At 62.0% G+C, this 20,040-nt stretch carries 13 protein-coding genes; 7 read left to right on the top strand and 6 right to left on the bottom strand.

Annotated elements, in window-relative coordinates; all coding sequences use genetic code 11:
- Positions 1 to 28 precede the first annotated feature (28 nt).
- Positions 29 to 340 carry a DUF962 domain-containing protein gene (locus T3A99_RS23980; protein ID WP_047226210.1) on the top strand — a complete coding sequence of 104 codons (312 nt, stop codon included), beginning with the start codon at positions 29 to 31 and terminating at the stop codon, positions 338 to 340.
- A 20-nt stretch (positions 341 to 360) separates the two neighbouring features.
- Positions 361 to 951, top strand: coding sequence for an HD domain-containing protein (locus T3A99_RS23975; RefSeq protein ID WP_322834868.1), 591 nt, complete (start codon positions 361 to 363; stop codon positions 949 to 951).
- Between the two features lie 123 nt (positions 952 to 1,074).
- Here T3A99_RS23975 and T3A99_RS23970 read toward each other — a convergent pair whose 3' ends face one another.
- Positions 1,075 to 1,893, bottom strand: a complete 819-nt coding sequence (locus tag T3A99_RS23970; RefSeq protein WP_047226208.1) for a UDP-2,3-diacylglucosamine diphosphatase — start codon at positions 1,891 to 1,893, stop codon at positions 1,075 to 1,077.
- A gap of 134 nt (positions 1,894 to 2,027) precedes the next feature.
- Here T3A99_RS23970 and T3A99_RS23965 point away from each other — a divergent pair, with 134 nt between their 5' ends.
- On the top strand, positions 2,028 to 2,777 hold the full coding sequence (locus tag T3A99_RS23965; RefSeq protein WP_076385868.1) for a helix-turn-helix transcriptional regulator: 750 nt from the start codon (positions 2,028 to 2,030) through the stop codon (positions 2,775 to 2,777).
- 92 nt (positions 2,778 to 2,869) lie between these two features.
- Positions 2,870 to 3,763 (top strand): DMT family transporter, encoded by an 894-nt coding sequence (locus T3A99_RS23960; RefSeq protein WP_076385870.1) that lies wholly within the window; start codon positions 2,870 to 2,872, stop codon positions 3,761 to 3,763.
- Here T3A99_RS23960 and T3A99_RS23955 read toward each other — a convergent pair.
- Entirely contained in the window at positions 3,757 to 4,044 is a 288-nt protein-coding gene (locus tag T3A99_RS23955; RefSeq protein WP_047226205.1) for a SelT/SelW/SelH family protein, read from the bottom strand. The two genes, T3A99_RS23960 and T3A99_RS23955, sit on opposite strands and share 7 nt — an antisense overlap.
- A 71-nt stretch (positions 4,045 to 4,115) precedes the next feature.
- Here T3A99_RS23955 and T3A99_RS23950 point away from each other — a divergent pair, with 71 nt between their 5' ends.
- On the top strand, positions 4,116 to 6,317 hold the full coding sequence (locus T3A99_RS23950) for a patatin-like phospholipase family protein (RefSeq protein WP_322834867.1): 2,202 nt from the start codon (positions 4,116 to 4,118) through the stop codon (positions 6,315 to 6,317).
- A 126-nt stretch (positions 6,318 to 6,443) separates the two neighbouring features.
- Here T3A99_RS23950 and T3A99_RS23945 read toward each other — a convergent pair whose 3' ends face one another.
- The 3 genes from T3A99_RS23945 to recQ all read right to left on the bottom strand — a co-directional run bounded on the left by T3A99_RS23945 (position 6,444) and on the right by recQ (position 11,142).
- Positions 6,444 to 8,369, bottom strand: a complete 1,926-nt coding sequence (locus T3A99_RS23945) for a FimV/HubP family polar landmark protein (protein ID WP_322834866.1) — start codon at positions 8,367 to 8,369, stop codon at positions 6,444 to 6,446.
- A gap of 93 nt (positions 8,370 to 8,462) precedes the next feature.
- Entirely contained in the window at positions 8,463 to 8,897 is a 435-nt protein-coding gene (locus tag T3A99_RS23940; RefSeq protein WP_047226202.1) for a MarR family transcriptional regulator, read from the bottom strand.
- Between the two features lie 118 nt (positions 8,898 to 9,015).
- Entirely contained in the window at positions 9,016 to 11,142 is a 2,127-nt protein-coding gene (gene recQ, locus T3A99_RS23935; RefSeq protein WP_107322112.1) for a DNA helicase RecQ, read from the bottom strand.
- A gap of 420 nt (positions 11,143 to 11,562) precedes the next feature.
- Between recQ and T3A99_RS23930 the strand changes: the two genes are divergently transcribed.
- Together T3A99_RS23930 and T3A99_RS23925 are read left to right on the top strand one after the other, a co-directional pair.
- Positions 11,563 to 12,150, top strand: coding sequence for a YecA family protein (locus T3A99_RS23930; RefSeq protein WP_047226200.1), 588 nt, complete (start codon positions 11,563 to 11,565; stop codon positions 12,148 to 12,150).
- An 8-nt stretch (positions 12,151 to 12,158) separates the two neighbouring features.
- Positions 12,159 to 12,554: a YbaN family protein gene (locus T3A99_RS23925; RefSeq protein WP_047226199.1), complete on the top strand. Its 396-nt coding sequence runs from the start codon at positions 12,159 to 12,161 to the stop codon at positions 12,552 to 12,554.
- Positions 12,555 to 12,681: 127 nt separating this feature from the next.
- Here T3A99_RS23925 and T3A99_RS23920 read toward each other — a convergent pair whose 3' ends face one another.
- Positions 12,682 to 19,797 (bottom strand): retention module-containing protein, encoded by a 7,116-nt coding sequence (locus T3A99_RS23920; RefSeq protein ID WP_322834865.1) that lies wholly within the window; start codon positions 19,795 to 19,797, stop codon positions 12,682 to 12,684.
- Positions 19,798 to 20,040 lie beyond the last annotated feature (243 nt).

Raw genomic sequence — 20,040 nt, 5'->3', positions numbered from 1 at the left:
CAGAACAATAACCACAGAGCCCGCAGTCGTGGAAAACACCAGACGCTTCAATACGTTCGCTGAGTTCTATCCCTATTACCTCAGCGAACACAGCAACAGCACCTGCCGGCGCTTGCACTTTATCGGCACCTCTCTGGTCATCCTGATTGTTGCCCTGGCTCTGATCGTCGGCAACGGCTGGTGGCTGATCGTCTTGCCCATTGCCGGCTACGGCTTTGCCTGGGTCGGGCATTTCTTCTTTGAAAAGAACCGTCCCGCCACGTTCCAGCACCCGTTCTACAGCCTGCTCGGCGATTTCGTCATGTATCGCGACATGCTGCGGGGCAAGGTTGCGTTCTAGTCACTCTCAAAGGACTGCCCATGAACTCCCAAGCGCGCTTTACCCACATGAAGGACGGTACTGAGGAAGACTGGGCAATCATCGCTGCCGACTTCAGCGCCTATGCCCGGCAATTACCGGGTCGAATCCTGACCCATTTGAAGTTGCTGGACGGCGACTTCGGCGGTTTTCCGGTGGATCGCCTGACCCATTCCCTGCAAACCGCCACCCGCGCCTATCGTGACGGACGGGACGAGGAATATGTGATCTGCGCCTTGCTTCACGACATCGGCGACACCTTGGGCAGCTACAACCACCCGGACATTGCCGCCGCCATCCTCAAGCCGTTCGTCAGCGCCGAAAACCTGTGGATGGTGGAGAAACACGGGATATTCCAGGGCTATTACTTCTTCCATCACCTGGGCATGGACCGGCACCTGCGCGAGCAATTCAAAGCGCATCCCCAATACCAGGCGACCATTGATTTCTGCGCCCGATACGACGCCGCGGCGTTCGATGCCGAGTACGACACCCTGCCGTTGAGTTTCTTCGAGCCGATGCTGGAAAGGCTGTTTGCCGCACCGAAGCAGTCGATCTACAAGGCGGCGATGGCTGAACAGGCTCAAGCCTGACTGATTGCTGGGATCGCTATGCGGTCCATCGCGGGCAAGCCTTGCTCCCACAGCTGGTGCTTGCTCTCGCAGGCTGTGAATACCTGTGGGAGCAAGGCTTGCCCGCGATGGCGTCAGATCGGCTCACGCCGGTTCGGTGACTTTCAACTCAGCCCGGATCAACGCCTCCCGCGCCTGGGCATCGGCCAACCGATACAACTCGATCGACCCGTCCCAATGCTCGATCAGCGCCGTGCACGACTCGACCCAATCGCCACAATTGAGATACTCCACCTCGCCCACCCTGCGCATCTCGGCATGGTGGATGTGTCCGCACACCACACCGTGCAGTTCACGCTTCACACATTCATGGGCGATGGCTTCTTCGAAGTCGCTGATGAAGCTGACCGCCGTCTTGACCTTGTGCTTGAGGTACGCCGACAACGACCAGTAACCGTAGCCATAACGGGCCCGCCAATGGTTGAGCCAGCGGTTCAGGGTCAGGGTGAACTCGTAGGCCGAATCGCCAAGGAACGCCAGCCAACGGTGGTACCGGGTGATGACATCGAACTGATCGCCATGGATCACCAGCAAATGCCGGCCGTCCGCGGTGACGTGCACCGCTTCGTCCACCAATTGGATATTGCCCAGGATCAGCTTCGAATATCGCCGCAGAAATTCGTCATGGTTACCGGTGACGTAGATCACCTCGGTGCCGCGCTTGCTCATGGTCAGCAAGCGGCGAATGACGTTGGTGTGAGCCTGTGGCCAGTACATGCCGCCGCGCAGCTTCCAACCGTCGATGATGTCACCCACCAGGTAGATCTTGTCGGTATGGTAGCCCTTGAGAAACTGCGACAAATGCTCGGCCTGGCAGTCCCGGGTGCCCAGGTGCACATCGGAAATCCATAAGGTGCGAACACGCTGTTTGCGGCTGGGTCTGGCGAGCTCGGCGCTGGTCATGGGCAACCCTCTGATCGTTTTAGCCACTGTGCCTCCCTGCGGTTAATACCCCATGACAAATACAAGTCCGTTACATGACAGCGCGAAGCAGCGTGGCCTCGGTGTATGCTGACGGCCTGCCCCGGGAGACCGCGATGAGACCGACCCTGACGCTACGCCATTACAGCCACGACCTGATTGTCCACAGCCACGACCACGCCCAACTGGTGTTCGGGTTGTCCGGGCTGTTGGATTTCGAGGTCGAAGGTTGTGGCAGTCAGGTCGTGCAGCAGAGTTTCGTGGTGATACCCGCCGGTGCCCATCACGCCTGCGGCAGCCCCCGTGGCAGCCGTTGCCTGGTGCTGGATGTGCCGAGCGATGACTGGATCGGGCAAGCCTTGGGTGATCACGCCGACGCCAGCCGCCGATTGCTCGACAATGCCGCGCGCAGGCCCCTGGATGCGGGGCAAAGCCAGTTGGTCAGTTGGCTGGCGGGCAGCCCGGTGGACGACCCGGTGATCGCCCAACAAGGGGCCGTGCTGCTCCTGGCCAGCCTCAATGGCACTGGCCAGGACATCGTCGGCGGCCGGCGCCTGCCCTATGCGGCGCTCAACGCCCACATTGACCAGTACGCCGCCTATCCGCTGCAAGTGGCGGACCTGGCCCAGGTCGCCGGGCTCTCCAGTGCCCGCTTGCATGCACGGTTCGTCGCTGAATGCGGGCAAACCCCGATGGACTACATCCGCAGTCGCCGTTTACACAAGGCGGTGGACCTGCTGCGTGATTCGCAACTGCCCATCGGTGAAATCGCCCACCGGGTCGGTTATAGCTCGCAAAGCGCCTTTGCCGCCGCAGTGCTGCGCGAATTCGGCGCCTCACCGGGCAAGCTGCGGCGCCAGCGCTAGCTTCGCGCTAAAAAACGCGAGGATCGCGACAGACATGAACGGCCGGTAGCGGGTTCAATACCCAGACGCTCAACCGTTGGACAAGGATCGCAATGACTCCCCGTACCGCCCTCGGCGCCCTGCACATTGGCGCACTCATGTTTGGCCTGACCGGTGTATTCGGCAAGCTCGCCGCCGCCTCGCCAGCGGTCATTGTGTTCGGCCGCGCCGTATTCGCCGTGCTGGCCCTGGCGTTTTTTGCCCGTTTCGCCAGCAGCGCCCGCTGGCACAAGCTCCACGCACAGGACCTTCGACGCCTGCTGCTGGGCGGCCTATTGCTCGCCGGACACTGGGTGAGCTTCTTCATATCGGTCAAAGTCGCCGGTGTGGCAATCGCCACGTTGGGCTTTACCAGCTTCCCGGCCTTCACGGTGTTGCTCGAAGGGTTGATTTTCCGCGAGCGGATCCGTGCCAATGAAATCCTGTTGGTGGCAATGGTAAGCATCGGCCTAGTGCTGGTCACACCGCACTTCGACCTGGCCAGCGGCGCCACCACCGGCCTGCTGTGGGCCGTGCTTTCGGGTTTGCTGTTCTCGCTGCTTTCGCTGGTCAACCGCGCCGGTTCCACACGGGTGCCGCCGGTACAGGCCGCTTTGTGCCAAAACCTGGTGGTCGGCTTTTGCCTGTTGCCAATGGCAGCGCCGCAACTGATTGACGTGCGCCCTGTCGACTGGCTGTGGATCGCCCTGCTGGGGGTGTTCTGCACCGGCCTGGCCCATAGCCTGTTTGTCGCCAGCCTGGCGGTGATCAAGGCCCGCACGGCGGCGGTGGTGTTTGCCATGGAACCGGTCTACGGCATCACCATCGCCTGGTTGCTATTCGATGAAAACCCGACGTTGCGCATGCTGCTGGGTGGCGCGCTGATCATCGTCGCGATCGTGATGTCGAGCCAACTCAGTGGCGGCACAAAGAAACCGGGTGTAAGCGCCCAAGCCGCGTCTCACTGAACCCGGTCGTTGTGGCCCAGGTCCCGTTCCGGGTCGATCCGGTCGCGGACCCGCTGCTTGAGAACCTTGGCCTCGGGAAAACCACCATCGGCCTTGCGTTCCCAGATCTGCGTGCCGTCGCAACTGATATGAAACACCCCACCGGTGCCCGGCACCAACGACACCTTGCCCAAGTCGTCGCTAAACGTGCTGAGCAGTTCCTGAGCCAGCCAGGCGGCGCGCAGCAGCCACTGACATTGGGTGCAATAGGTGATGACGACTTCCGGCTTGTGCTCGGTCATTGCGGGTGAACTCCTGGGGGCAAAGGCATCGCTATAATACCTGCCTTTGATTGCCCGCCCCGAGATTGACGATGCGCCGCCTGCTGCCTTGCCTGCTTCTGCTACTGCTGCCCCTGCTCGGCCATGCCAACGAGCCCGCCGTCGAGGCGCCGCGTCCGAAAATCGGCCTGGTACTGTCCGGCGGCGCCGCCCGGGGCCTGGCCCACATCGGGGTGCTCAAGGCCCTGGAGGAGCAAGGCATCCAGATCGACGCCATCGCGGGCACCAGCATGGGCGCAGTGATCGGTGGACTGTATGCCTCAGGTTACAAAATCGACGAGTTGGAAAAACTCGCCCTGGGCATCGACTGGCAACAGGCCCTGTCCGACGCTCCGCCGCGCAAGGACGTACCGTTCCGGCGCAAGCAGGACGATCGGGACTTTCTGGTGAAACAGAAACTGAGCTTTCGTGATGACGGCAGCCTCGGCCTGCCCTTGGGCGTTATCCAGGGGCAGAACCTGGCCCTGCTGCTTGAAAGCCTGCTGGCCCACGCCAGCGACACCCGGGACTTCGACAAACTGCCCATCCCTTTCCGCGCCGTGGCGACCGACATCGCCAGTGGCGAGAAGGTGGTGTTTCGCAAGGGCCACCTGCCCAAGGTCATCCGCGCCAGCATGTCGATCCCGGCGGTATTCGCGCCGGTGGAACTGGACGGCCGGTTGCTGGTGGATGGCGGCATGACCGACAACATCCCGCTGGATGTGGCCCGGGAAATGGGCGTGGACAGGGCCATCGTGGTGGACATCGGCACCCCGCTGAGCACCCGCAAGCAATTGGTCACCGTGATCGACGTCCTGAACCAGTCGACCACCCTGATGACCCGGCGCAACTCAGAAGAACAATTGGCAACGCTCAGAGAAGACGATGTGCTGATCCAGCCGGCGCTGGCGAGCTTCGGCGCCACAGACTTCGGCCGCGCCCAGGAAATGATCGACGCCGGTTACCGTGCCACCCAAATACTCGAGGCCCGCCTGGCGCACCTGCGCCCCACGGAGCCGGCCGACCCCGAGCTCATGGCGGCGCGTACCCCAAGCGAGCGCACGCCGATCATCACCGCCATTCGCGTGGAGAACGACTCCAAAGTCGGTGACGACGTGATTCGCTATTACGTTCGCCAGCAAGTCGGCGAGCCGCTGGACCTGGGTCGTTTGCAGACCGACATGGGCACGTTGTACGGGCTGGATTACTTCGAGCAGGTGCAATACCGCGTAGTGCACAAGGCCCCGGACCATACGCTGGTCATCAGTGCCCGGGGCAAACGCACCGGCACCGATTACCTGCGGCTGGGGTTGAGCCTGTCGGACGACATGCGCGGCGACAGCGCTTTCAACCTCGGCGCCAGCTATCGGGTCAATGGCATCAATCGCCTCGGCGCCGAGTGGCTGACCCGGGCACAGATTGGCGACAAGCAGGAGCTGTACAGCGAGTTCTACCAGCCGCTGGATGTCGGCTCGCGCTACTTCATCGCACCCTACGGGCAATTCGAATCCCGCAACGTCGAGTCCATCCTGGACAACGACCCGGTGGCCCAGTACCGCGTCGAACGTTATGGCTTTGGCCTGAACCTGGGCCGGCAGATTGGCAACAGCGGCGAAATCCGTTTCGGTGTCGGCCAAGCCTGGGGCGAGGCAGATGTACGCATTGGCGATCACGACCAGCCCAGCGAAAGTTTCAATGAAGGCTTCTACGACCTGAAGTATTCATTCGACTCCTTCGACAATGTGTACTTCCCCCATGAAGGCGAAGACATCGGCCTGACCTGGCGCCAGTATGAGCCGGGATTGGGTTCCGACCAGCGTTACCGCCAATGGGAACTCAATCTGGACAAGGCGCTGAGCCACGGCCCGGACACCTTCATCCTCGGTGGGCGTTACGGGCGTACCCTGGACACCGCTGAAGTGGTGACTTCAAGCTTTGTACTCGGTGGTGCGCGGCAACTGTCGGGCTTTCGCCAAGACGGCATCTCCGGGCAGAACATAAGCCTGATGCGCGCTGTGTATTACCGAAGGCTCACACCGCGAGCCTACCTGCCGCTGGATTTCCCGCTGTACATCGGCGGCTCCCTGGAACGCGGCCGGGCGTGGAACAACGACAATGAGTTCGACAGCGGCTACATCAATGCCGCCAGTATTTTCCTGGGGTTTGATACGCCGTTGGGGCCACTGAATTTCAGCTATGGGTTTAACGATGATGATGAGCGGGCGGTGTATCTGAATCTGGGGCAGACGTTTTGATGGCCCTGTATCCGCAGCAGCCCCCACATTGGTTTCGTGTCGTTCGCGGGCTTGGCGTTCACCGCAAATCCCCTGTGGGAGCGAGCCTGCTCGCGAAGGGGCCGGCAGGCTCACTAATAAAGGACTTCAGCGAATCCCCGCCAGGAGCACGCGCGCGGTTTGCCTGAGAGGTTCGTTGCCCTCTTCGAGCAACTCTTCCAGCAGTGCGACGGCGGTTTTCAGATCGCCATCGTCAATGCAGTTCTGCGCCTGCTCCAGCTTGTCGGAGTGTTCCGGTACCTGAGGCTCTTGGTGGACAGGCTCGAGGACCATCGGCTCCAGTTCCAGCGACTGCTCTTCATCGGCAAACCCGTCGAGAAATGCATCGTCCAGCGATTCGGTTTCCGAAGGTGCGCTCCACTGCAGGTCCGGCGCGTCGAAACTCGAAAGCGACAAGTCCCCAAAGCCTTCGGGCGCAACAGGTGTTTTTTCAGTGGTGCTGTGCTGCGGCTCGGCAAGGTCCCAACTGGTTTCCATGGACAGCGCATCCAGATCGAGTTCGAACTCGTCACTGGACGCAGGAGCGACGTCAGTCAGCGGCGGCTGAGGTTCTGTAACCATGGGCGCGGCCACCGCGGCGACCTTCGGATAACGCCCGCGGATTTCTTCGAGTGTGCTGACGTCAATGCCCTGCGCCAACAAATGATGCTCCTGGGCCTGGAAACCGATGGTATCGCCCTGCTTGCCCAGCACTTCCAGCAACTTGAGGCCCAGGTCGGTGCGCGCGGGCTCTGTCAGCAGCGCGGCGCGCAGTAATCCCGCCGCTTCGGTGAAACGACCGTAGGTCAGGTAAATCCCGACCCCTTCCAGCACGTCCCCCAAAGGTGCATCACCGTTGCTGAACGACGTGGCGGCCTCAGGCTGTTCCGTGTCGGCGGTCGAAGCGTAGGTTTGGGTGTCGTCTTCCAGCATCGGTTCAGGACGCTCGGGCAGGGGCTCCATTTCCGCCTGTTCTTGCTGCCGCCGACGAAGGAACAGCAATAACCCGAGCAACCCCAACAGCCCCACCAGCGCTGTTATCCACAGCCAGTTAATGCCCTCCTCTGGTTCCGGGACCGGTTCTGTGACGGGTGGTGCTTGATCTGGCGGCGCGGGGGTTGCGGCAGGCACAGACTCCGGCTGCGCAGATTCAGCAGGGGCTGGCGTGAGCTCGGCCAGTTGTGTCTGCAACTCGCTGATCTGCTTGCGCTGACTCGCGATTTCTTCGTCCTGGGATTGGAGCAGCGCCTGCAGTTGCTCGATGGTTTTTTGTTGCTGCTCGTTTTGCAGCACGCTGGCGGCCAGTTGCTCGTCGGACACGGCGGAGGCCGGGGCGGCAGCCGTTTCTGTCGCTGATGGCAGCACCGCAGAATCGGGCAGCAATAAACGCTGGCCCACGGAAAGCCGGTCACTGCCGGGGTTCAGGGCCTGGATGCCCTGCATCAGCTCATTGACCGAAGCATTGCTGCCGGCGTCATGCAGGCGTTTGGCGATGGACCAGGGGTTGTCTCCCTGCACGACGGTATAGCGCTTGCCTTGAGTAGCCGCAGGCGGCTTGATCGCAGGCGTTGCCTGGGCCGCGGCGGCTGGCTCGTCCCGCGCCGGTACGATACCCGGCGTGCCCGGTGGGTCGATCAGCACGGTGTATTCGCGCAGCAGACGCCCGTTGGGTTGATTGAGCTGCACCAGGAAATTGAGGAAGGGTTCCTCCACCGGTTTGCTGGAGGTCACCCGAATGTAGCCGCGCTCGCCGCGCAGCACTGGCGTGAAGCGCAAGCTATTGAGATAGAACACCCGCTCCACGCCGGCACGGCTGAAATCGTCCGCGCTCGCCAGGCTGGCCGACAAATCGCTTTCACTTACCCCGGTCACATCGACCAGGGCGATATCGGCACGCAACGGCTGATTCAGGGCGGAATGGAGGGTGATCTCCCCAAGCCCCAGCGCCGATGCCAACGCCGAATACCCCATGGCTGCCACGACTACCAACACGTTGAGCCAACTGCGCAACGTGCACTGCAAACTTACAAGCATGGGCATCCCTTTTGATTACCAGACTGAGCGCCTAAGTACTGGTTATAGTTCGCGAACCGCCGAATCTCAAAAGTCTGATGCCTGGGATATGCCTCAGGATTTTTCCAGATTGGCCAGAATCGTGCCATGGACCCGCATGCACACGCGCATGTCGGCTTCATCGACCCCCTCGAACAACTCGCGGCGCAGTTGCGTGGCAATGGTTTCGATCTGTTCGATCAGCGGCAGCGCCGGTGCACAAAGCACGATTTTCTTGGCGCGACGATCCTCGGCCACGGCCTGACGCTGCACCAGGCCCTGAGCTTCCAGGCTGTCGAGCAACCGGGCCAGGGTCGGGCCTTCGACAGCGACACTCTGGGCCAGTTCGCGCTGGGTCGGCGCCTGTTCGAAACGGGCCAGGTGCAACAGCACCAGCCAGCGGGCCTGAGACAGACCCAACCCGGCCAGGCGACGATCCAGCTCGGCGCGCCAGCCTCGAGACATCTGCGCCAACTGCATGCCAAAACGGTGTTGATCGGTTAACGGCATAAAAAAACTCATCAGATCTGAAATAGAGAAAAACTAATTATTAGTCAGCTAAGCATGAGCTTCGGATTCAGGCAAGGTTTACCCTGTAGTGAATCGTTAAAGGAAGGTAACTCACTGATCAGACTTCAAATTCCGACTGCAACGCAGCCCTGACACAATACAGGACTCCTTCCGGAACCCGACCGACAAACAGTGCTGCAACTTCCGACACCGCTGGCAACTCGCCTTCGCCGTCCAGAAACGCATCCTGCACCTCGCCCATCAACTCCTCGGGTAAATCCAACGCCTGCTCCAAAGACAACTGCTGCTTGCCGATGGCCTCGGCCAGCATCGTATAAACGTTCTTTTCCGAGCATTGCAGTTGTCCGGCAATCTGCAACGGGGTCATGCCGGCGCGGGCCAGGGTGATCAATTCGTGACGAACATCGGCCACCGCTTTCGGCGCCTCGACCTCGCCGCCCAGCACTTGGAGGAAGGCTTCGCCGTAACGCTCCAGCTTGCGCGCGCCCACGCCACTGACCCGGGCCATTTCCGCCAGGGAGGTGGGTTGGCTGCGGAGCATTTCCAGCAGCGTCGAGTCGGGGAAGATCACATACGGCGGCACGCCATGCTCTTCGGCCAGCTTGCGACGCAAGGCGCGCAAGGCTTCCCACTGGTCGCGCTCTTCGCCGCGCACCAGTTGGCTGGCCTGGCTCTTGCTGTTCTTGATCGCCGTTGCCGGCTTGAGATCACGGCGCAGTTCAAGGGAGACCTCGCCTTTGAGCAACGGCCGGCAACTCGCACTCAGGCGCAGGCCGCCGTAGCCTTCCAGGTCGATATCGGCCAGCCCGCGGGCCACGAGCTGGCGGAACAATGAACGCCACTCACTTTCCGTGCGTGCCTTGCCCACACCGAACACCGAAAGATGCTGGTGGCCAAAGCTGCGCACCTTTTCGTTGTCCTTGCCCAGCAGCACGTCCACCAGATGCCCCACGCCATAGCGCTGGCCGGTGCGATAAATCGCCGACAACGCCTGGCGGGCCGGCTCGGTGGCGTCCCAGGTTTCCACGCCGTCGACGCAGTTATCGCAATGTCCGCAAGGCTGGGGCATGTCTTCATCGAAATAAGCCAGCAAGGTCTGGCGCCGGCAGCGGGTCTCTTCGCACAGCGAAAGCATGGCGTCGAGCTTATGCTGCTCAAGACGCTTGTGGCGCTCGTCGCCCTCGGAGTTCTGCAGCATCTGCTTGAGCATCACCACGTCTTGCAGGCCGTAGGCCATCCACGCGTCCGCCGGCAAACCATCACGGCCGGCGCGCCCGGTTTCCTGGTAATACGCCTCGAGGGATTTGGGCAGGTCCAGGTGCGCGACGAAACGCACGTTGGGCTTGTCGATGCCCATGCCAAACGCCACGGTGGCCACCATGATCAGGCCTTCCTCATTGAGGAAGCGCTTCTGATGATAGGCCCGCAGGTCATTGGGCAGGCCGGCGTGATACGGCAATGCCGGAAAGCCTTGCTCGCAGAGAAACGCCGCCACTTCATCGACCTTTTTGCGCGACAGGCAATAAACGATGCCGGCATCGCTGCGCCGCTCGGCAATAAACGCCAGCAACTGCTTGCGCGGCTGCTCCTTGGGCACGATGCGGTAGAAAATGTTGGGTCGGTCGAAGCTCGAAAGGAAGCGCTCGGCGTTCTGCAAATGCAGGCGTTCGACGATTTCTTCGCGGGTGCGTTTGTCGGCGGTGGCGGTCAGGGCGATGCGTGGCACGTCGGGAAACAGTTCGGCCAGTTGCCCCAGTTGCAGGTATTCACGGCGGAAGTCGTGGCCCCATTGGGACACACAGTGGGCTTCGTCGATGGCAAACAGAGCGATTTCCAGGCTCTGCAGGAAGGCCAGCATGCGCGGCTGCACCAGGCGTTCCGGGGCCAGGTAGAGCATTTTTATTTCACCGCGCTTGATTCGCGCCGCCAGGTCCCGTTGCTGCTCGGCGCTGAGGGTCGAGTTCAGCGAAGCGGCTGCAACCCCCAGCTCTTCAAGGGTCGCGACCTGGTCGTCCATCAACGCAATCAGCGGCGAGACCACTACCGCCAGGCCGTTGCGCAACAGCGCCGGCACCTGGAAGCACAACGATTTGCCGCCGCCGGTGGGCATCAGCACCAGGGCATCGCCACCGCTGGCCACGCGCTCAATAATGGCACCCTGGCGGCCACGAAAACTGTCGTAGCCGAAGATGTCCTTGAGGACGCGTTGAGCCTGTTCGAGCATAAAAACTCCAAAAATCACCGAAACATCCCTGCAAGGCTGGTTCAGAATCAAAAACGCTGCACCGGCAAATCGTAAGTGCGCGTTTCGAAACGCCGGGACGCCGCAGGGCATCACAAAACGCGGCAGTATACCCGAGGGTTTCGTTGTAAAGGGTGATGCTGACAAGAGGTGTCGGGGGTCTTCCGGTTGCCATCAGTCCCTGTGGGAGCGAGCCTGCTCGCGATGACATCGGCCCATTCAACATCAATGCAAGCTGCTCCACCGCTATCGCGAGCAGGCTCGCTCCCACATTTGATCTGTGGGCGAGCGCAAATTTGTGTCCACCCCGGGCATTGGAGAGGCAAATACACCACGCGGCTGGCCTGGGCGCTCAAGAAGGCCTAGAATTCCCGCATTGTTTATTCCCCAAGGTAGCCTGTAATGTCCTTCGCTGAGCAACTGACCCGCCTGCAAGTCTTCCTCGACGCCGATGAGCTGCACGAAGAGGCGCTGGATTACGTGGCCGCTCACGGCTACCTGACCGCCCTGTCCATCTGTTCCGAACAGGTGCCGGAGCGTGAGTGGATCGACGCGCTGTTCGCCGAAGAGCCGCATTACGCCGACGATGCCGAGCGTGAGGTCATCGAAACCACGCTGGTGTTGCTCAAGGCCCACATCGCCCGTCAGTTGGCTTCCGACGAAGAATTCGAACTGCCATGCGAGCTGGACCTGGGCGATGACCCGGACGATTCGGAACTGCGTGGCTGGTGCATCGGTTTCATGGAAGGGGTGTTCCTGCGCGAAGCCGCCTGGTTCGAAACCGCCGAGGAAGAAGTCAGCGAAATGCTGCTGCCGATCATGGTCGGTTCCGGTCTGTTCGACGAGCAACCGGAGTTTTCCGACATCGCCGCCGACGCGAACCTGATGGACGACATGATCGTGCAGATCCCTGAAGCCCTCACCGCCCTGTACCTGCTGTGCAACGCCCCGGACGAGAAACCGGCGATCCTCAAGCCGCGCCACCACTGAGCCACCGGGTGCCCGCGCCCATCGGTAACCGCTCGCTGATCCTGCGCTACGTTCTGCTGGCCATTGGCTGGTTGAGCGTGGTGCTGGGGGTCATCGGGATCTTCATTCCCGTATTGCCCACTACCCCTTTCCTGCTACTGGCCGCGGCCTGCTTCGCCCGCAGCTCGCCACGCTTCTATCGCTGGCTGGTGGGCCATCCGCGGCTCGGGCCCTGGATCGCTGACTACCTCAGCGGCAACGGCATCCCGCTCAAGGGCAAGGTCTACGCCATCGGCCTGATGTGGGTGAGCATCCTCCTGTCCTGCTACCTGGTGCCCCTGCCGTGGGCGCGCGCATTCATGCTGACCAGTGCGGTACTGGTGACGGTTTATATCCTCAAGCAAAAAACCCTGCATAAGCCCTGAAGTCGGCGCGAAGCTCCCTCGCCACAGGAGTATGGATGTCCTTCACCCGAAAAGCGTGCATCCCCTCAAAAACACAAACCCGCCATGTCCTATTTGAACATGACGGGTTTTGTTGTTTCAGTTCACCTCACACGGTGTCCACCTTCAACGAGTGATCATTCAACATTCCATTGATGATGGTCGCCGTATCCGCGCCGGCGATCATGCCGTCCACGCCCGGTGTGACGCCGTAGTAGCTGGCGAGGTTGACGCCGGCCAGGTCGATGGTCTGGTTCGGCGCGGCGCCGGCCGTGGAGCTGACGTCGATGCTGGTCATGACCGACGCACCACTGCCGGTGACGCTGAAGTGCAGGTAATCGTCCAGGGACGCGCTGCTGCCGTTTTCCCCCAGCAACAGTTGCGACAGGTCGAGTTTGTCGAGGCCTGGGGTGAAGTCCGTGACCAGGTCATGGCCGCTGTTGCCCACCTGCCATTGGAAGGTATCAGCGCCGCTGCCTCCGGTCAGGGTGTTGTTGCCCAGGCCGCCGATCAACACGTCATCGCCACCACCGCCATTGAGCACGTCGTCGCCCAGGCCGCCGTTGATGCGGTTGCTGGCACTATCGCCGGTGAGGGTGTCGTTGAAGTTCGAGCCGACCAGGTTTTCGATGCCCGCCAGGGTGTCGATACCGGCGCCCACGGTGTTTTGCGCGGCTAACAGACCCAGGTTCACCGTAACCCCGGCACTGGCGTGGGCGTAGCTGGCGGTGTCGTTGCCGGTGCCACCGTCGAGCAGGTCGTTGCCGGCGCCGCTGTAGAGCAAGTCGTTGCCCGCCTCGCCATGCAAGACGTTGTTGCCCGAACCGGCGCTGAGTATGTCGTTGCCGTCACCCGCGTTGAGGATGTTGTCCCCCTCGCCGGCGATCAGCACGTCGTCTCCGGTCGTGCCCGTCAGGGTGTGGCCTGCCTGATAGCTGATGCCGACCGCTGCGCTGTCGCTGCCACCGTGATTGTCGCTGGCGGTGTAGCTGCCGTGGTAATCCGGCGTACTGTCCTGGGCGCCGGCGTAGTTGACGGTCAAGGTCAGTTGGTAGTTTTCCGCGCCGTTGGGGTTGCCACCACTGCCATTGGCGATGTTGGTGACGTGGATCTGGTAGTTGCCATCGGCCGCCGCGGTGAACGAGGCACCGTCGGTGATCGTGATGAAAGGCCCGCCGTTGAGGGAGTACTCCAGGGCGATGCGTCCGGCCGCCAGATTGTGGTCCAGGGTGAGGGTTTCCCCCTGTTTGAGGCTGATATTAAGCCGGTCTTCGTCATTGGCATTGTTGTTGGACACCATCCCCAGCGCACCGCTGACCACCAGCACCGCGGTCATGGTCGCGGCATTGGCGACAAAAGCGCCGCGGTTGAGGTTGATCGACTGCACGTTGTTACCGGTGAAGCTGACCGTGCCGGTACTGCCGGTGAAGTCTGCGCCCCTGGCAACCCAGCCGGTGTTGAAGCCGGTGGGCGACGCCGTGAGCGGGTCGCCGTTGGCGTCGCTGTCGTTGCCCAGCAGCATTTCTCCCGGGATCACGATGTTGCCCGACAGGACGTTGGTGATGATGTTGTCGTCGACTGCCACGGGCGGGCTGTTGGGGAGAACCTTGACCACCAGGCTGGAACTGGCTAGGTCGCCGTCGTTGTCGCTGATGGTGTAGCCGATGGCCTCGGTGATCAATGTGTTGGTGGCGGTCTGGGAGGTGTAGCTGTACTCGCCGGTGTCGAGATTCACCACCAGCGTGCCGTCGTGGTCGGTGGCGATACTCAGCGTGTTGTTGGCGGTGTTGAAGGTGCCATGGTTGGCCCCGCCGCTGGCGGTCAGCGCACCCTGTCCGGCGTTGGCGGCCGGATCGTAGCTGTAGGTGGTGCCATCGACCACCAGGCTTTTGACAAACCCGCCGTCAGCGCCGAACGAGCCACCCTCGCCCAGCAGGCTGCCAGTGACGGGCACACCCTGCACGGTGCCGGAGAGCACCGAGTTGAGCTGGTTCAGGTCGGTGACCAGCACCGCGTCGGTGTCGGTGTGGGTGCTGCCGTCGTAGGCCAGCGGGTCGAGGTGAGTGTCACTGACCCCGCCGCCCAGGCCGATGGCGTAGTTCTTGATGCCGTTGGCGTCGAGGAATGCTTTCCACGCCGCTTCGTCCGCCGCATCAATCCCCTGGCCCGTCGTGGGCTTGCCGTCGGAGAAGAAGTAGCCAATGTTCTGTGCTCCGGTCAGTTGCCCCGAGGTGACAAACGCGGTCTTGGCCGTCGCTACCGCCGCATCGTAGTTGGTCCCACCGCCCGCTGACAGGCCGGAGAGGAGCGACTTGGCGGTCGCCACGTCCACCCACACGGAAGTCTGGTCGGTGGCGCTGCTGCTGAAGGTCACGAGCTGGACTTTCACATCCCCCAGATCGTCGTATTTATCGAGCAAGGCACTGATGGCCTGTTTCGCCAGGTCCAGCCGCGAGAGCCCCGGTACACCCGAGGGGTCGGCCATGCTCCCGGACACATCGAGCACGATCAACAGGTTCGAGTCGATCTCCACCGCCGTCACCGAACGCTCGGACGCGACGGCCGTGGGCACGTCGTCGACGATGCTCACCACCAGGTTGCCGGTGACACTGTTGCCCAAGGCGTCCGTGGCCTGGTAGGTGAAGCTTTCGCTCAATACATTCGGGCCGTCGTTGGCGTTGGGCGCCGTCGTGGCGGGCGAAGTCAGCGTGTAGGTGTACGAGCCATCGGGGTTGAGCAACAACTGGCCGTAGGCGCCGGTGGCGTTGCCCACCAGACTGAACGTCAGCGCACCACTGGCACCAGTCACCGAACCGACCAGGCTACCGCTGGCGGTTTCGCTGGTGGCGCTCGGCTCGCTGCCGGTGACGGTACCGGGGGCCAGGTCCTGGCCGTCCTGATTCAGGTCCAGGGCTTTTTCGTAGACGGTGATGTCCTGATCGGTTTCAGCGACTAGGCAGCTGTTGTAGACATCAATGGTGATGGTGGTGGTGCTTTCATCGCCGTCGGCATCGCGCACGGTGTAAGTGAATACGTCGGTGGCCCCCGGCGCGCCGACGGCGTCCGGGTTGCTGTGGTAGACCGCGTTGCCATTGGCGTCGAGCGTGAGATAGCCGTAGGTGCCGTTGATCTGGGTATTGAGGCCGCCTATTGCAGGGTTTGAGGTGTCGTTGCCGGCACGTACGCCAATCACTGCACCCCCGTCGGCGCCGAGTACGTCGTTGTCCAGCACATTGCCGCTGACCGTGCCGCCCTCCACTACCGAAGCCAAATCGGCATGGGCGTTGGGTACGTCGTCAACGATGTTGATAACGATGGTGCTGGTGACGGTATTGCCCAGCGAATCGGTGGCTTGATAGGTAAAGCTTTCGCTCAGGACATTCGGACCATCGTTGGCCGAAGGTGCGGTGGTGGCTGGCGAGGTCAGGGTGTAGGTGTACGAACCGTCGGGGTTGAGCAGCAGTTGCCCATAGGCACCGGTGGCGTTGCCTACCAGGGCGAAGGTGACGGCGCCGATTGCACCTGTGACCGAGCCGACAAGACTACCGCTGGCGGTTTCGCTGGTAGCGTTCGGCTCGCTGCCGGTGACGGTACCGGGGGCCAGGTCCTGGCCGTCCTGATTCAGGTCCAGGGCTTTTTCGTAGACGGTAATGTCCTGATCGGTTTCAGCGACGAGGCAACTGTTGTAGACATCGATGGTGATGGTGGTGGTGCTTTCATCGCCGTCGGCATCGCGCACGGTGTAGGTGAATACGTCAGTGGCACCGGGTGCACTGACGGTGTTCGGGTTGCTGTGGTAAACCGCGTTGCCATTGGCGTCCAGCGTGAGATAGCCGTAGGTGCCGTTGATTTGGGTGTTGAGGCCGCCCACCGCCGAGGTCGATGTGTCGCTGCCGGCACGCACACCGATCACCGCGCCCCCTGTGGCGGGTCCGTCGGCACCGCCCACATCGTTGTTCAGAACGTTGCCGCTGACCGTCCCGCCTTCGTCCACCGAGGCAGAGTCAGCATGAGCGGTGGGCACATCATCAACGATATTCACGTCCAGGTTGCCGGTGGCTGTGGTGCCGTTGTCGTCGGTCACCACGACGGCAAATTGCTCGCTGAGGCTGTTGGCGCCGTTGGCGTTTGCGTGGGCTTCGTTGTCCAGCAAGGTGTAGCTGTAACTCACCACGCCCGTGGCGGCGTTGAAGCCGGTGATGGTCAGCGTGTTGCCCAATGCCGTGGTGATGGATTGGGGAAAACCGGCCGCAACACCGCCCGTGACGACATTGATGCCGCCCACGCTCAGGGTCTGTACACCGTCCAGCGCGGTGATGGTGAAGGTGCCGCTTTGGGTCAGCGCGAGAGCATCCGGGCTGGTGCCGTCGCTGAGGTTTTTTTCATGAAGGTTCAGCTCACCGCCTTCGGTGTCCAGGCCTTCGATGATTACCGGGTCGTCGTTGTTGTGTACCTGCAACACCAGGTTGGCGGTGCTGGTGTCGCCGTCGGCGTCGGTCAGGGTGTAGGTGAAGGTTTCGCTACCGCTGCCGCCGCCGTGCAGGCCTTTGAAGTCGGCGTCGGCGGTGTTGAGCGTGTAGGTGTAGGAACCGTCGGCGTTGAGGACCAGCGTGCCGTATGTCCCGATAAAAGTGCCGGGCGTGACCGGGCCGGACGCCACGCGATCCGCACCTTCGGTGTCATTGGTCAGCACGCTGCCCGTCAGGGTCAAGTTGGTTTCCGAGGCGGTGCCAGCGTTGCTGTCGTCTACGGCTTGAGGCACATCATCAACGATATTCACGTCCAGATTGCCGGTGGCCGTGGTGCCGTTGTCGTCGGTCACCACGACGGCAAATTGCTCGCTGAGGCTGTTGGCGCCGTTGGCGTTTGCGTGGGCTTCGTTGTCCAGCAAGGTGTAGCTGTAACTCACCACGCCCGTGGCGGCGTTGAAGCCGGTGATGGTCAGCGTGTTGCCCAATGCCGTGGTGATGGATTGGGGAAAACCGGCCGCAACACCGCCCGTGACGACATTGATGCCGCCCACGCTCAGGGTCTGCACACCGTCCAGCGCGGTGATGGTGAAGGTGCCGCTTTGGGTCAGCGCTGGAGCGTCCGGGCTGGTGCCGTCGCTGAGGTTTTTTTCCTGAAGGTTCAGCTCACCGCCTTCGGTGTCCAGGCCTTCGATGATCACCGGGTCGTCGTTGTTGTGCACCTGCAACACCAGATTGGCGGTGCTGGTGTCGCCGTCGGCGTCGGTCAGGGTGTAGGTGAAGGTTTCGCTACCGCTGCCGCCGCCGTGCAGGCCTTTGAAGTCGGCGTCGGCGGTGTTGAGCGTGTAGGTGTAGGAACCGTCAGCATTGAGGACCAGCGTGCCGTAAGTGCCAGTGAAAGTACCGGGCGTGACCGGGCCGGACGCCACACGATCCGCGCCTTCGGTGTCATTGGTCAGCACGCTGCCCGTCAGGGTCAGGTTGGTTTCCGAGGCGGTGCCGGCGTTGCTGTCGTCCACGGCTTGAGGCACATCATCAACGATATTCACGTCCAGATTGCCGGTGGCCGTGGTGCCGTTGTCGTCGGTGACCACGACGGCAAATTGCTCGCTGAGGCTGTTGGCGCCATTGGCGTTTGCGTGGGCTTCGTTGTCCAGCAAGGTGTAGCTGTAACTCACCACGCCCGTGGCGGCGTTGAAGCCGGTGATGGTCAGTGTGTTGCCCAGGGCCGTGGTGATGGATTGTGGGAAACCGGCCGCAACACCGCCCGTGACGACATTGATGCCGCCCACGCTCAGGGTCTGCACACCGTCCAGCGCGGTGATGGTGAAGGTGCCGCTTTGGGTCAGCGCTGGAGCGTCCGGGCTGGTGCCGTCGCTGAGGTTTTTCTCCTGAAGGTTCAGCTCACCGCCTTCGGTGTCCAAACCTTCGATGATCACTGGGTCGTCGTTGTTGTGTACCTGTAGCACCAGGTTGGCGGTGCTGGTGTCGCCATCGGCGTCGGTCAGGGTGTAGGTGAAGGTTTCAGTGCCACTTCCGCCGCCGTGCAACGCCACGAATTGCGGGTCGCTGGTGTTGAGGGTGTAGGTGTACGTGCCGTTGGGCTTCAGCACCAGGGTGCCGTAGGTGCCGGTGAACGTGCCGCCAATGATCGGCCCGCTGTCAGGACCGGTGGGGATGCGGTCGGCGCCTTGATGATCGTTGGGCAAGACGTTGCCGGTGAGCGTGACAAGACTTTCCGATGCGGTGCTGGCGTGGCTGTCGTCAATCGCCTGGGGTACGTCGTCGGTGATGTTGACGTCCAGGGTCCCCGTAGCTGTATCGCCATCGCTGTCGACGGCCACGACGGGGAACTGCTCGCTGATGCTGTTGGCCCCGCCCCCGGCGGGATGGCTTTCATTGTCCGTCAGGGTATAGCTGTAGCTGACCACACCGGTCGCGGGGTTGTAACCGGTGATGGTCAACGTGTTGCCCAGCGCCGAGGTGATGGATTGGGGAAAACCTGCGGGCACGCCACCGGTGATCACGGCGATTCCACCGATACTCAGGCTGCTCAGCCCATCGGGCGCGGAAATGGTGAAACTGCCGCTTTGCACCAGCGCGCCAGGATTGCTGGCGGAACCGTCAGACAGGTTCGCCTCATTGGCGGTCAATTCACCGCCATCCACGGTCAAGCCATCAAGGGTAACGGGGTTGTCCGGGGTTTCAGGGTCTACCGGTGGCACGATTGCATCGTCGCCGCCGTCATCCGGATCACCGGCCAGACGCAGGTCTGGAAACTCGGGTATCCCGTTGAACCCGGCGGTGGGAAAACCGATCTGCGGATCGACCTCCCCGCCGACCTCTTCCAGCAACACAAAACTGTGGCCGCCACCCACGCCCCCCGGATTACCGCCCTCGGCGCCTGCAGCCGTCGCCTCGCCGGTCTGGGTCGGGTCAGCGCCGGCGGCGATGGCTTGTTGCAGTTTTTGCACATCGGTCAGTTGCGCATCACTGGGGGTGGTGGCCTCAGGCGTATCGCTAGCAGAGGCCTGGTTGGCGAGCAATTGCGGGCTGAGCGTCAGGTCACTTCCGCGGCCCAGGGTCAACTCCTTGCCGTTTTGCAACTGCACAGCCACCGCCCCTTCGGCCCCGGTGATCAGGTGCTCGCCGGCATAGAGCCGATCACCCTCAACCAGAGGTCGCCGCAGACCGCCGACGGCTTCTGCGAAAACCTGTCCTACCACCTTGCTGACGGTACCGATGAGCGCTGCCATGTGCATTCCTCCGTTGCCAACCGCAGTCGGCACCTGTCTGGGTGAAGAATTGGTGCTCGGATTGGCAGCCAGGGAATCTGGAAAATCTGCCAGCTTTCGGGGACGTAAAAGGCGCTAGCTATTCGCCACAATGACAAAAAACCGTCACTTAAAATCGCCTTTCAGGTCGTCCTTTTCGGCACCTCTTCACATCGCTTCAAAATGATTATGGAACTTTATTGACGCCCAAAATCCGTCAGGACC

Origin of the sequence: Pseudomonas sp. N-137, assembly GCF_034555295.1 — a bacterium.
Lineage (GTDB): Bacteria > Pseudomonadota > Gammaproteobacteria > Pseudomonadales > Pseudomonadaceae > Aquipseudomonas > Aquipseudomonas rhizophila.
This window is presented reverse-complemented; position numbering and strand designations above follow the sequence as displayed.

What these genes read in the sequence shown, in the direction of transcription:
- T3A99_RS23975 (WP_322834868.1), top strand. Translation starts at nt 361, where the DNA reads ATGAACTCCCAAGCGCGCTTTACCCACATGAAGGACGGTACTGAGGAA.
- T3A99_RS23970 (WP_047226208.1), bottom strand. Translation starts at nt 1,893, where the DNA reads ATGACCAGCGCCGAGCTCGCCAGACCCAGCCGCAAACAGCGTGTTCGC.
- T3A99_RS23965 (WP_076385868.1), top strand. Translation starts at nt 2,028, where the DNA reads ATGAGACCGACCCTGACGCTACGCCATTACAGCCACGACCTGATTGTC.
- T3A99_RS23960 (WP_076385870.1), top strand. Translation starts at nt 2,870, where the DNA reads ATGACTCCCCGTACCGCCCTCGGCGCCCTGCACATTGGCGCACTCATG.
- T3A99_RS23955 (WP_047226205.1), bottom strand. Translation starts at nt 4,044, where the DNA reads ATGACCGAGCACAAGCCGGAAGTCGTCATCACCTATTGCACCCAATGT.
- T3A99_RS23950 (WP_322834867.1), top strand. Translation starts at nt 4,116, where the DNA reads ATGCGCCGCCTGCTGCCTTGCCTGCTTCTGCTACTGCTGCCCCTGCTC.
- T3A99_RS23945 (WP_322834866.1), bottom strand. Translation starts at nt 8,369, where the DNA reads ATGCTTGTAAGTTTGCAGTGCACGTTGCGCAGTTGGCTCAACGTGTTG.
- T3A99_RS23940 (WP_047226202.1), bottom strand. Translation starts at nt 8,897, where the DNA reads ATGCCGTTAACCGATCAACACCGTTTTGGCATGCAGTTGGCGCAGATG.
- recQ (WP_107322112.1), bottom strand. Translation starts at nt 11,142, where the DNA reads ATGCTCGAACAGGCTCAACGCGTCCTCAAGGACATCTTCGGCTACGAC.
- T3A99_RS23930 (WP_047226200.1), top strand. Translation starts at nt 11,563, where the DNA reads ATGTCCTTCGCTGAGCAACTGACCCGCCTGCAAGTCTTCCTCGACGCC.
- T3A99_RS23920 (WP_322834865.1), bottom strand. Translation starts at nt 19,797, where the DNA reads ATGGCAGCGCTCATCGGTACCGTCAGCAAGGTGGTAGGACAGGTTTTC.